Here is a 12674-nt window from a genome sequence, read left to right on the forward strand (position 1 = left end):
CGGCGCGGCCGTCGGCGGAAACGGCACCGTTCGAGGGGCGGACCTCGAACGGTGCCGTCCGCGTCGGCACCGCCGGCTCCTGATCTCGCCCGATCATCGCGGGCGGCACCTCTGCGCACATTTGTGCGTTGTAACCGCCAAGTGCCGATCGATGGAGAGGGTGATGATGGAGCACGTGGAGGTCGCGATCGTGGGGGCCGGCCTGTCCGGGCTGGCAGCGGCGCGATGCCTGCGTTCGAGGGGCGTCGAGTCGGTCCTCGTCCTGGAGGGCTCCCCTGCCGCAGGGGGCCGGGCCGCCCTGCCGCGCATGCCGGGAGCGAACGGCGCCTCCCCCGGGAGGATGTTCGTCCGGCGCACCGACCGCGCCGTGCTCGACCTCGCCGCGGAACTCGACGTCCCCGCGGAGGCCGTCGAGGCCGACCGGGCGCTCGACGCCCTCCGCGTCGACACGGACGGGGAGATCGCCTTGAGCGAGGTGAACGTCCCGCTCGGCGCCTCGTGGTGGACCCGGATGCGCAACGAATGGGTGCTGGGCCGGCTCGTCCGGCTGGCCTGCGGCCTGGACCCGGTCGAGCCGTGGCGCTCCGCCAACGCCGAGGAGTTCGACGCACAGACCGTGCGCACCTGGCTGCGCGCCCACTCCGCCGACGACGACGTCCTCGACCTCGTCGAAGAGCAGCTGACCTTCGACGCGGGCCTGCCCGCCGACCGCATCAGCATGCTGTGGCTCCTCGCCCACATCGGCCCGGAGCCCGACGACTACCGGACGCCGTTCCACCTGGACCCCGCCGCGCTGGTCGGCCGGCTGGTCGCCGGTGGCGCGGCCGTGCGCACCGGCCACGACGTGGCCCGGATCGAGCAGGAGGCCGGGGGAGCGCGCCTCTCGGGCCCCTGGGGGTCGCTCACGGCCGACCGCGTCGTCGTGGCGCTCACCCCCGCCGATGTTCAGCGCATCGCGTTCGCCCCCGACCTGCCGCCGAGCCGGAAGCGGATGCAGCAGCAGTGGCCGCAGGCTGAGGTCGTCCGGAGCGACATCGTGTACTGGCGTCCGTTCTGGCGCAACTTCGGCCTGTCCGGCGAGGCCGTCTTCGACGACGGCATCCCCGCCTGGACCTTCGACGACAGCCCCGCCGACGCCTCGTTCGGCCGGCTGGTCGCCCACACCCACACCTTCGGCGACGCCGACCCGATGGGGGCCGACCAGAGCGTCATCGACGACCCCGCCCGCCACCGCGGCCACCTGCTCGACAACCTCAGGCAGACGTTCGGTCCGCTCGCGGCCGAGCCGGTGGCGTTCCTCCAGGCGCCCGTCGGCCCCGATCCGTACAGCAGGGCCTACCAGTCCCCGACCCCGCCCGGTTTCCTGACCGAGTACGGGCCGCTGCTGCGCCGCCCGGTGGGGCGGATCCACTGGGCGGCGACCGAGACCGCGTCCTTCCCCGCGAACGGAACCCTGGGCGGCGCGGTGGCCAGCGGATCGCGCGCCGCAGCAGAGGTGCTGGAGGCGCGCGGCGCACGGACAGGAAAGCCCTGACCCGACGAGCGAGGGCCGCTACCCGGGCGGCGAGGGCAGTGCCCTGCGCCGCAAGGGCGTATCGGCCTCTGTTCCCGTGTCCGGTCGCCTCGGCCCGGAGTTCCGGCGCGCCGCCGACCCCGCCACCCGGCAGGTGCCTCGGTGCCTATCGCCCGAGACGTGCGGGGAAGAAGCGGCGCGCCCACAGCGACACGTACACCAGGCCGACCAGGACCGGGACCTCGATGAGCGGGCCGACCACGCCCGCCAGGGCCTGGCCCGAGGCCACCCCGAACACGCCGATGGCAACCGCGATGGCCAGTTCGAAGTTGTTGCCGGCAGCGGTGAAGGCCAACGTGGTGGAGCGCTCGTAGGACAGCCGGATGGCACGCCCGAGCAGCATGGACACGCCCCAGATCACCGCGAAGTACACCAGCAGCGGGAGTGCGATGCGGGCGACGTCGAGCGGCCGGGAGGCGATTGCGTCGCCCTGGAGGGCGAACAGGATCACGATGGTGAACAGCAGCCCGTACAGCGCGACCGGACCGATCCGGGGCAGGAACCGCTCCTCGTACCAGGTGCGGCCCTTGGCCTTCTCCCCGAAGGTGCGGGTGAGGTAGCCGGCCAGCAGCGGGACGCCCAGGAAGATCAGCACGCTCTTGGCGATCTCCCAGGCCGAGATGTCGATTCCGTCTTGGGGCAGGCCCAGCCATCCGGGCAGCAGCTCCAGGTAGAACCAGCCCAGGAGCCCGAACGCGAGGACCTGGAACACCGAGTTGAGCGCGACCAGGACGGCGGCGGCCTCGCGGTCGCCGCAGGCCAGGTCGTTCCAGATGATGACCATCGCGATGCAGCGGGCCAGACCCACGATGATCAGTCCCGTCCGGTACTCCGGCAGGTCGGCCAGGAAGATCCAGGCCAGGGCGAACATCACCGCCGGGCCCACCAGCCAGTTCAGCACCAGCGAGGAGATCAGCAGGCGGGAGTCGCGGGTGACGGTGTCGAGGCGGTCGTAGCGCACCTTGGCCAGGACCGGGTACATCATCAGCAGCAGGCCCAGCGCGATCGGCAGCGAGACGCCGTCCAGCTGGACGGCGTCGAGGACGCCCTGGAGGCCGGGGACGAGCCGGCCGAGGCCGAGCCCGGCGACCATCGCCAGGCCGATCCACACCGGCAGGAACCGGTCCAGCGTCGACAGCCGCGGGGCACCTCTGGGTGCCTGCGTGTCCGCGGGGGCTTCCTGCGCCATCCACTGTCCTTTCACCACGCGGGCGTACGGGGCCTGCGAGCATCGCATTGATATAAGCTGATATCAACGATAGCTGATGAAAGAGGGGAGTGCGTGTAGGGCGCCGCTCCGGACTCCGGGCCCGTTCATCGGGAGCAGGGCCGTCGTTCACGCCGAAGGGCGTCGTCCATCACCCAAGCTGCACATATGGGTTCGTCCGAATTCATGGGTGTGGTCGAGGAGATCCCGTCGACCGGACCGGGTATACCCCTCTCGATCGGCACCGTGTGGACGTCCGGCCGCTGCGAACGGCGCCGCCCCCACCACGATGAGAAGAAGAGGTCATCCACCGTGTCGGACAAACCCAGTGTGCTCTTCGTCTGCGTGCACAACGCCGGACGCTCCCAGATGGCCGCCGGATGGTTGAGCCACCTGGCGGCGGATGCGGTGGAGGTGCGCTCGGCCGGGTCGGCGCCTGCCGGGTCGGTCAATCCGGCCGCGGTGGAGGCGATGCGCGAGGTCGGTATCGACATCACCGGTGCGCAGCCCAAGATCCTCACGGCCGAGGCGGTCGAGGCGAGCGATGTCGTGATCACCATGGGCTGCGGCGACGCCTGCCCGTTCTTCCCCGGCAAGCGCTACCTCGACTGGGACCTCGACGACCCCGCCGGGCAGGGGGTCGAGGCCGTGCGCCCCATCCGCGACGAGATCCGCCGCCGCATCGAGGCCCTCATCGCCGAATTCGGAGTCACCCCGGCCCGCTGAGCCCCTGGAACAGGTTCGGGCGATCGTCTGCGCCATCGAGGCCTGGGACGAAGTCCGTGAAACACGGCCTTCGTTGATGTGGAGCGGCAACCTCACGGTCGCAGGCTACGCAGCGCCAGTTCGACGAATCGTCGCGACGCTTCCGCCTCCTTCCCCGGGGAATTGGCGATGACCCCGGCATTCGCCTTGAGGATCAGCAGCACATCATCGACAGAGACGTCATCTCGCAGGGCACCGTCGGCCTGTGCGCGAACCACCAACGGATCGAGAGCGTCGAGAATCGGTTCGCAGACCGACGGCTCGGATGCGGCGGACAGGATCTGCGCGATGGAACCGGCTAGACCGGGGTCTTTCACTTGGTACTCGCAGCAGTCCCGAATCGGCGCGGTGAGTTCCTGCCAGGCGTCGAGGGCGCTCGCCTGTGCGGGATCCGGACCGATGTGCGCGAGTCGGGTTCGCACGACTTCCGTGACGAGGGCGTCCTTTGTGGGGAATCGGCGTTGCACCGTCGCGAAGCCAACGCCCGCCCGCCGGGCGATCTCGGCCAGGGAGACGTCGACCCCTTCGTCCCCGAACGCCTCATAGGCGGCCTCCAGGATCAGCTTCCTGTTCCGCTCGGCATCGGCTCGCAGTGGCCGGGACGGCGGCTTTGACTGGTTCATCGTTCCTCCTCCCAAGAACCGGAGAGATCTCTCCGCATGTTACGGTTTCTTAAGTGGAGTAACCTCACCACTTAGGTTCGCGCGAGGGGAGTCCCCGATCAGCGCCCCTCATCATCTGACCGACAGGAGAAACACATATGGACATGCAACTCTCCGGCAAGCGTGCACTGGTGACGGGCGCGAGCAGAGGCATCGGCCTTGCCACGGTCAAGGCACTCGTCGCCGAGGGCGTGTCCGTCACGGCCGTGTCACGCCGCAGCTCCCCGGATCTCGAATCAACCGGCGCCGACTTCATTCCCGCCGACCTTTCCCGTCCAGACGCTCCCCAACGCATGATCGAGACCGCCCTCGATACCGATCCCCGCCTGGACATCCTCGTCAACAACGCGGGCGGGGGCTCCGTCTCCGAAGAGGCGCGTGCCGACCCCTTCAAGGCAGAGGAGGACTGGAACGAGATCTTCGCATTGAACCTGCACGCCACCGTCCGCGCGACTCGCGCTGCACTGCCGGCTCTCATCGAGGCGCACGGCGCTGTGATCAATGTCAGCTCCGAGTCCGCCCTCCGGCCGCATATGGCGCCCTTGCCCTATTCGAGCGCCAAAGCGGCTCTCAATGCGTTCTCCCGGGGGCTCGCCGAGAACGTTGCACCCATGGGTGTACGGATCAACGTGGTCACACCCTCGGCGACCCGGACCGATCTGTTGGTGGGCCCAGGTGGTGCCGTGACCCACCTGGCGGCGGTTCTGGGCGTCGATGAGGACTCCGTCCTGGAGACCTTTCCCCAGCAGGCCGGTCTGGTCACCGGCAGGCTGATCGACCCCTCGGAGATCGCTCGGGCGATAGTGCTGCTGTCTTCGCCGACCATGCCGAGCGCCGTCGGCTCCAACTGGGCGGTGCACGCCGGGGCTCTCAAGGTGCCCGCCTGAGTGACGCCGCCACCTGAAGCGCTGCGGTACGCACGACCATCATCGATCGCCTCGGCGAGCGCGGTCTCGGCCTTGGGCCACGGCCGCGTGACCGTAGCCGTACAGATCGATGGATCCGCCGAGCGGGGTCGGTTCCGCGCTCTGCAAGGGGCGCCGCCGCGGCAGGCGGCTCCTGAGCTGCTCGACGAAGAGAAGGCACACCACCCCGTCTCCCGCCTCGCCCTGCTGCTCGGTGTGTCGCGGCAGGGCTACTACAAGCACACCCGCCGCGCACACGACGGCCCCGGCCCCCGCGAGCGCGCCGACACCGACCTGGCGGCCCGGATCCGCGCCCACCACGCGCGTTCCCGAGGCACCTACGGCGCCCCCCGCATCCAGGCCGACCTGCGCGCACTCGACGGCCTGCGCGCCGGGCGCAACAGCATCACCCGCCTGATGCGCCGCGAAGGACTCACCGGCACACACCGGCGCACCGGCTTGATGGGGTTTGGATCTGGCGTTGAGGCGGGTTTCTTGCCCGATCGCTCAGGCTCGTAGCCGGGATCGAGTTGGAGGTGCATGGTGGGCTCCTCGAACAGGACCGTGAGCTTTTGCAGGTGAGCACCATCGACATTCACGAGGAGTTCGGATTTCAACTTTGGGTCTCGTCAGCCAGCACGATGTGCCAATACGTATGCTTCAGGGCCCGAGCCATGGTGACTGGCAAGGTCATCAACTCAGAGCGAGGCTGAAATTTACCTGCCAAATGGGTCAGTAGGAGCGCGAACGCTGACACTTCAGATGCTTGACGTAACCAAATCTGATCTAAGGGTTCTTGTTCGCCATCGGCGGCAGACGCATACAAGGAAGGTCGACCAGGCTAATCCCGGCCGACCCTCGGGCCGTTCACATCCCTAGCGACCAAGAAAGGAATTTCGAAGCGGCCACCGAACATTTTACCGTGCACCATCGCCGCTGTCGTGGGCTATCCGTGTAGCTTCTCATTCTATTTGACATAGAAGCATGCTGTGATCTGCACCGCCTCGCGCGTCTCACCGGTTTGTCACGGGAACCGTCTCACCGATCGGTCCAGTTCTTCAGGGGTCACGGGCATGGCTGGCGCGCGGATTTAGGCCAGGATCGGCCACTCAGCCCACGGGCCTCCGCCGAAACAGCGTGTGCATCCAGCGAAACGGCCAGCACACGGCCTGTCTCGGCCCTCTCCCGTCGCCTCGTCCCAGAGTCGGCCCCCGGCATGAAACCCACTGAAACGCCGAACACGGGGCGGATCGGCGTGCTTACATGAATGCCACGTCGAGCAAGGGAGCATCCTTGGCGGAGATCCAATACGACGACTTTCCGGCACTGATGCGCGCCGCTGATTCCAATTCCCTCAAGGGACAGCGAAGATACCTGTGGGTGACCCGGATCCAACTCGGCTCCCTTGTCGCCGCTGCCGGGTTCGGGATGCTCAGCCTCCAAGGGGAACGTGCGAACCTGGTCGCCAGCCTGGCGGCCGTCGCCTTTGCGGCGGCCTTGATCAGCGAGATCTACCGGCTCAAGGAACGCCCGGACCGCATGTGGTATGCCGGTCGGGCCGTCGCCGAGTCGGCGAAGACGCTCACGTGGCGCTACATGGTCGGCGGAGCGCCGCTGGCCATCAAGGACATGGACTCCGACCGCGCTACAGAGCTGCTTCTTCAGCGGTTCACCGAGATCGAGCACGACGTGGAGCCGATATGGCTGGTCCCCGCCCAAGGCGCGCCCGATCAGGTCAGCGCTGCGATGCGCCAGGTCCGCGAACTCCCCCTTGCGGAGCGCCGCGAGTTGTACTTGCGCGAGCGCATCGATGACCAGCGATCCTGGTACGCCGTCAAGTCGCGGTGGAACGCCCGGCGCTCGACACTCTGGTCGGTGTGCCTGGCTGCTGTGGAACTCGCCGGGCTGACCGCCGGGATTCTGCGCGCGGCCGGGATGGTCGACGTGGACCTGCTGGGGTTCGCCGCTGCGCTGGCGGCAGCGGGGGCAGCGTGGATGCAGGCCAAACAGCACCAGAGCCTCGCCACCGCGTATGCGGTCGCCAGCCACGAGCTGGCCGCGATCCGCGCCCGGATGGGGCAACAGACCAGGGAGGAGGAATGGGCGATGTTCGTGTCCGATGCCGAGGAGGCCGTCTCGCGGGAGCACACCCTTTGGCGGGCCTCACATGGGGCGTCCTGAGATGTCGGGGGGGCTTATGGCTGACGGCGAGCCGGCGGGGGAGACATCGGAAGACGAGGTGCCCTCGGGTACCGATCCGGGCTCCACACCAATAGCGAAAAACCCCCACACGTACCGCTACGACGCCTTCATCTCCTACAGCCATGCCCTGGACGACGAGGACGAGAAGTACGCGCCGCTGCGGCGCGGCCGTGCGGTGCAGCACGGCCTGCACCGGCTGACACTGCCCTGGTTCCGACGGCGTCAGCGACTGCGGGTCTTCCTGGACGAGACCAGCCTTGGGGCCGGCGAGGACGTATGGCAGAGCATCGAGGACGCGCTGCGCGGCTCGGGCTACTTCATCCTGATGGCGTCGCCGGAGGCGGCGGAGTCGGAGAACGTCCAGCGCGAGGTCGACCATTGGTGTGCGAACCGGGATCCGGACTCCTTCCTCATCGCCCTGATGCGGGGCGATATCCGCTGGGACGAGGCAGGACACGACTTCGACTGGGAGCACACCACGGCCCTCCCCCGGTCGATGAGCGGCTACTTCGCGAACGAACCCAAGTGGGTGGACCTGGATTGGGTGGCGGAGTCCTCGGATCTCACACTGCGCAATCGCAGGTTCGCCAGCGCGATCAGCTCGCTGGCGGCCCCGTTATTCGGCCAGGACAAGGACCGGCTCTATCGCGAGGACGAGCGAGGGCGGCGTAGGGCCCTCTCCTTGACGGTGGGTGTGCTCTCGGTGCTGACCGTGCTGATGATGATCGCCACAGCGGTAGCCGTTTGGCAGAGAGGGGTCGCGGTAGCCGAGGCGGAGGGTTCCCTCTCGCGGCAGCTTGCGGCCCAGTCGGCGTCGCTGACCAACACCTCACCCGACCTCGCCTCTCTGTTGGCGGTCAACGCGTACCAGACCAGCAGGACACCGGAGGCCGTCGAGAGCCTGTACAGGTCGGCGGCCCTGCCCCTCGAACGCCGCCTGCCCGGAGCGACCTATCTGTACGCGAATTCCGGCCGAGCGGCAAATCCGCTTCCGATGATCGTCAGTGGTGACGGCCGTATCGCGGCCATCGCTACCGACGGTGGGGTCAGTTTGCAGCTCACCGACACCGGCCACACATTGAGTACGGCCAAGACAGGGCCGTACTCTATTGCGCGGGCGATGGCCTTCGACCGCGAGGACCGCATCCTGGCAACGGGGTACGAAACCGACGACTCCGACCCGGGTGTGAACCTATGGGACGTAGCCACCGGGAACCTGATTCGCAGTATGAGCGCGCCCAAGGAGGGTGTCGAGCGCCTGGAGTTCTCCGACGACGGCGGCACACTCGTCGGAGGGGGCTTCAACGGCGAGGTGACCGTTTGGGACGTTGCAACGGGCGACGTACGGTCCCGTTTCGCGGGATTTCCTCGGCTGAGCGCGGCAACGGCCATCAGCCGCGACCACCGCAGCGTGGCCATGAGTCATGAGAACGGCGAACTCGGCCTATGGACGCTGCCCAAGGGCCGCGACCGTGAGCGTCTCAGCGGCAAAGGCGCACCGCCGGCCACCGCCATGCAGTTCAGCCCTGACAGCAAGACCCTGGCCGTGGGTCGGTCCGACGGTGCCGTCCAGATCTGGAACACACTTGAAGGCGAACCCGTCAGAACCATCGCCGGCCGCATGACCACCCGGATCCGGTCGCTGTCCTTCAGCCCGGACGGCGGCGCCCTCGCGGCCGCCAACGACGACGGGACGGTGGTGGTCTACGACACGGCGACCGGCAGGGTTCTGGGAAACCTGGCGGACCAGGAGCAGGCGGCGGGGTCGGTTGCGGCCTTCGCCGGGGACGACGACACGCTGATCGTCAACACCTTAAGGAACGTGCGCGTCTATGACCTGGGCAGCATGCGTCCCCGAACCGCGCTCAGCAGTTCCGCCGGGAACGTGGGTGCAATGGTGTACAGCGCCGACGGCAGGAGACTGCTCACCGTCAGTGACGCGTTCGGGAGTCGCCTGTGGAATGTCGAGTCGGGGAAGCCCCAGCGGACCCTGTTCCCCGGCGAGCTGGCCTATATCGCGGCGTTCGACCAGGCCGGTCGCCCCTTGGCGGTGGGCGGCCGTTCGAGGGTGCGGATCCTGCACGTCGGCTCCGGTAAGCCGTTCGGGCAGTTGTCCGCCGACATCCTGGGCAGCGGGGAAGTCGCTCTCAGCCAGGACGGGCGCATGTTGGCCACCACGGACTCCGCATCCGATCGGTGGCGCATGTGGGACACGGGCTCCGGCAGGTCGCTCTTCGCCCCTAAGACCGAATTGGTCCATGCGCTCCTGTTCGCCCCCGACGGCGGGACGATCGCAGTCAGCGAAGACGACGGCATTGGTCTCTGGGACACGGGGACGGGAGCGAAGCGCAAGACCCTTCCGAAGGGCCACGGTGATCCGGTGGCCTTCTCCAATGATGGCGGTACCCTTGCCACCAGCATAGGGACCGGCGGTCACTATGTTCACAACTCCAGTACCGACGGCACCGTGCACCTCCTGGACGTCTCCGAAGGCAGGAAGCAGGCCGCTCTCACCGGGCACACGAGCCGGGTTACCGCCGCCGCGTTCACAGAGGACGGCCGCACTCTGATCACCGGCAGCGCTGACGGCACGGTGCGCCTGTGGGACATTGCCACCGGCCGCACCCGCGCGACCCTGAACCCGCCGTCTGGGACCCCGGCCTCCCTCGCCATCAGCCCCGACGACCGCACACTCGCCGTGGGCACCGACGCGGGCAGCATCTCCCTGTGGCGGCTCGCACTGCCCACGCCGAAGCAGGCCATCAGTAAAATCTGCCGCGCTGTGGGCCGCGACCTCTCCAAGGCAGAGCAGTCCACCTACCTGCCAGACGGAGGCGGCGGTCACGGCTGCCCCGCGCGCTGACCCAAGGTACTTTTGGGCCCCAAGTCCGCCCGAGGCTGTGACAGTACCTAGACCTTTCTCCTGCAATGGAATGGCCCAGGAGCCGTCGAGTCCAGCCGTGAATACTGCTATCCCGAGGACGAGGACGAGGACGATTGGGATGGCTAGTACCCCGGTCAGGCATCCGCTAACCACTTCCGACGTCTTCCCATCTGGGCAGGAACAGTTGCATTGATCCCGCTTCGGCGAGATCGGCCGAGCGACATTGCGCGGTGCCGTCCAGGTGAGTCCAGACCCTGTCGGCCGGGTGGGCGCCGTGCACCGCGGTCGCCGTCGGCACCGGCGGGTCGGGAATCCGTTGACGCAGGTTGCTTTCACGCGGCGCTCCTATGTCCGCCGCCACGCCTGCGGGCGGCGGATGTTCGGCAAGACGCGCGGAGAGATGGGCTATGGAGTTCCTGGACGACCCGCGTCCACAGCCCGTCCACAGAAGGTCGTGGAACGTGGTCTTCGTCGGCGTGGGATGGCATGAAAAACCAGCGGCCGCGAATGCGTCACCGCTGGTCGGGATGGGACTTCTGCTGATCCCGGGAAGGTGCCCCCTGCGGGGCACACGGCAGATGGGAACGCGCGGCTGGTCATCGAGCAGACCGTTGAACTGCCCGAGTACGGGCGGGGTGTCCGTGTCAACGGACAGGGCGGTGAGCGGTGATGACGGAGCCCCGTTGGTCGCGGTGGATCACCATCGCCGCCGTGCTGATGCTCGCGGGTATCGCGGCGGTGGTGTCGTACTCGCACATGTACGAACTCGCCTTGCGCCACGGCGAGCCGGAGTGGCGTGCCGCTCTGTTCCCGCTGTCGGTGGACGGCATGATCGTCGGCGCGTCCATGACGCTGCTGAGCGATGCCCGCCACGGCCGCAAGGGCGGTCTCCTGCCCTGGACCCTGCTGATCATCGGGTCGGCCGCGTCGTTGGCGGCGAACGTTGCCGTGGCCGACCCCACGATGTGGTCGCGGATCATCCACGCATGGCCGAGCTTCGCGCTGATCGGTGCGTACGAACTGCTCATGCGCGAGTTCCGCACGGCGGCCAGGAGCGTACGCACTGCTGACGCAGAGCGTACACACGAACATCCGGCTCCTCTCCCCGAGGGCGAACAGGCGGACGATCCGGGGCTGTACGTCGTCCGCGAGCAGCACACGGACGCAGCGAACGGAACTTCATCGACTCGCGCTATGCCCGCTGAACTCCAGGTGCGTGCCTGGCAGTGGGCTCTGGAACATCAGGGCGAGCACGGCTCGTTGCCCACGGGCGAGCAGATCGCGTCCGCTTTCGGTCGAAGGCCGAGGTGGGGGAGGCTGGTCAGCCAGTGGGGACGCCAGGGGCGGTTCGATGACGCTCTGCTGAGCCTCGGAGACCGAAGAGGCGAATCCGAGCTCAGCGTTGACGATCGAGAAGCTGTGAGCACCACCGTGTCAAGGTAGGCCAGGTGTACCAGCGAAGACGGGCCGACGCGGGGTCTGCGGAGCGGTTTGAGCTTTCTCTGTGGCGAGGTGCGTACGCTACGCGCATGGTGCGTCTTTACAGTTCTTTCCTCTGTCTTGGATCTGAGGGAGGATGCAACCACCAAGGTTCTCGAGTGCAGTTGTCGCTGCGAGCCTTGCATCTGAAAAGTCTGTGTCCTCTGCTAGTGCTTTGCTTGGCAGGCAGGGGTCGGCAACGGTCCTGTGCAACAGACTCGATTGAAGCTTGTCCGCTTGGTTGGGAACCGGAAGTGGTCAGAGAAACCCGGGGCGGTACCGAACGGACTATGGGGGTCTCCCTCCCGAATGTCCGGATTGCTGCTCTGTGTTTGTTGATATGGAGAGGTCGTTTTCCCACTTCGCGGGCCGTGGCGGTCACCCTGTGGCGGTCGCCCTCCGGGGCGACCGAGGATCGCAACGTCCACGGTGACCGCGTCGTTGACGCGCATCCGCCGTGGCGGTCGCCCTCCGGGGCGACCGAGGATCGCAACCAGGACCTCTACGGCTGGGCGGGGCATCTACGCTGGTGGCGGTCGCCCTCCGGGGCGACCGAGGATCGCAACCCTCCTGCCTGGTGGCGCGGCGCGCGGGGTTCCGGGTGGCGGTCGCCCTCCGGGGCGACCGAGGATCGCAACCGCCTCGGTCGGCGGTACCGGGGCGGGTGCGGCGGGTGGCGGTCGCCCTCCGGGGCGACCGAGGATCGCAACTACCGTGTACACGGTAGAAAGCCCGGAGGGTCCCGTGGCGGTCGCCCTCCGGGGCGACCGAGGATCGCAACCAGGGGCTGCATGCGCGCCAGGTCCGGGGCCGTGGTGGCGGTCGCCCTCCGGGGCGACCGAGGATCGCAACGTGGCCACCGACTCGTGACGGCCTCGGGGGTGCCGCGTGGCGGTCGCCCTCCGGGGCGACCGAGGATCGCAACACCCCGACCGGAGAGCGGGTCGCGGCGGCCACCGAGTGGCGGTCGCCCTCCGGGGCGACCGAGGATCGCAAC

9 protein-coding genes and 1 CRISPR repeat array (1 of these 10 cut by a window edge) are annotated in these 12674 nt (G+C 68.1%); of the genes, 7 read left to right on the forward strand and 2 right to left on the reverse strand.

The window, feature by feature from the left end; genetic code table 11:
- The first annotated feature begins 163 nt into the window (after positions 1-163).
- Positions 164-1534 (forward strand): flavin monoamine oxidase family protein, encoded by a 1371-nt coding sequence (locus CLV63_RS29640; protein ID WP_245929182.1) that lies wholly within the window; start codon positions 164-166, stop codon positions 1532-1534.
- A gap of 145 nt (positions 1535-1679) precedes the next feature.
- Here CLV63_RS29640 and arsB read toward each other — a convergent pair whose 3' ends face one another.
- Entirely contained in the window at positions 1680-2762 is a 1083-nt protein-coding gene (arsB, locus tag CLV63_RS29645; RefSeq protein WP_106586550.1) for an ACR3 family arsenite efflux transporter, read from the reverse strand.
- A 387-nt stretch (positions 2763-3149) separates the two neighbouring features.
- Between arsB and CLV63_RS29650 the strand changes: the two genes are divergently transcribed.
- A complete protein-coding gene (locus CLV63_RS29650; protein WP_245929188.1) occupies positions 3150-3506 on the forward strand; it encodes an arsenate reductase ArsC in 357 nt (118 codons plus the stop codon).
- Positions 3507-3598: 92 nt separating this feature from the next.
- Here CLV63_RS29650 and CLV63_RS29655 read toward each other — a convergent pair whose 3' ends face one another.
- Complete coding sequence (locus CLV63_RS29655; RefSeq protein WP_106586551.1) at positions 3599-4168, reverse strand: TetR/AcrR family transcriptional regulator; 570 nt, start codon at positions 4166-4168, stop codon at positions 3599-3601.
- Between the two features lie 137 nt (positions 4169-4305).
- Here CLV63_RS29655 and CLV63_RS29660 point away from each other — a divergent pair, with 137 nt between their 5' ends.
- The 5 genes from CLV63_RS29660 to CLV63_RS29685 all read left to right on the forward strand — a co-directional run bounded on the left by CLV63_RS29660 (position 4306) and on the right by CLV63_RS29685 (position 11641).
- Positions 4306-5094 carry an SDR family NAD(P)-dependent oxidoreductase gene (locus tag CLV63_RS29660; RefSeq protein WP_106586552.1) on the forward strand — a complete coding sequence of 263 codons (789 nt, stop codon included), beginning with the start codon at positions 4306-4308 and terminating at the stop codon, positions 5092-5094.
- Positions 5095-5181: 87 nt separating this feature from the next.
- On the forward strand, positions 5182-5631 hold the full coding sequence (locus CLV63_RS29665) for an IS3 family transposase (protein ID WP_170134372.1): 450 nt from the start codon (positions 5182-5184) through the stop codon (positions 5629-5631).
- Positions 5632-6405: 774 nt separating this feature from the next.
- Positions 6406-7293, forward strand: a complete 888-nt coding sequence (locus CLV63_RS29670) for a DUF4231 domain-containing protein (protein ID WP_170134373.1) — start codon at positions 6406-6408, stop codon at positions 7291-7293.
- A gap of 16 nt (positions 7294-7309) precedes the next feature.
- Complete coding sequence (locus CLV63_RS29675; protein ID WP_170134374.1) at positions 7310-10177, forward strand: toll/interleukin-1 receptor domain-containing protein; 2868 nt, start codon at positions 7310-7312, stop codon at positions 10175-10177.
- 690 nt (positions 10178-10867) lie between these two features.
- A complete protein-coding gene (locus CLV63_RS29685; protein WP_083934888.1) occupies positions 10868-11641 on the forward strand; it encodes a DUF2637 domain-containing protein in 774 nt (257 codons plus the stop codon).
- Positions 11642-12062: 421 nt separating this feature from the next.
- A CRISPR array of direct repeats spans positions 12063-12674; the repeat unit is 37 nt; unit sequence GTGGCGGTCGCCCTCCGGGGCGACCGAGGATCGCAAC; it runs 504 nt beyond the window's last position.

The organism is Murinocardiopsis flavida (assembly GCF_003014485.1).
In the GTDB taxonomy this organism is placed as follows: domain Bacteria; phylum Actinomycetota; class Actinomycetes; order Streptosporangiales; family Streptosporangiaceae; genus Murinocardiopsis; species Murinocardiopsis flavida.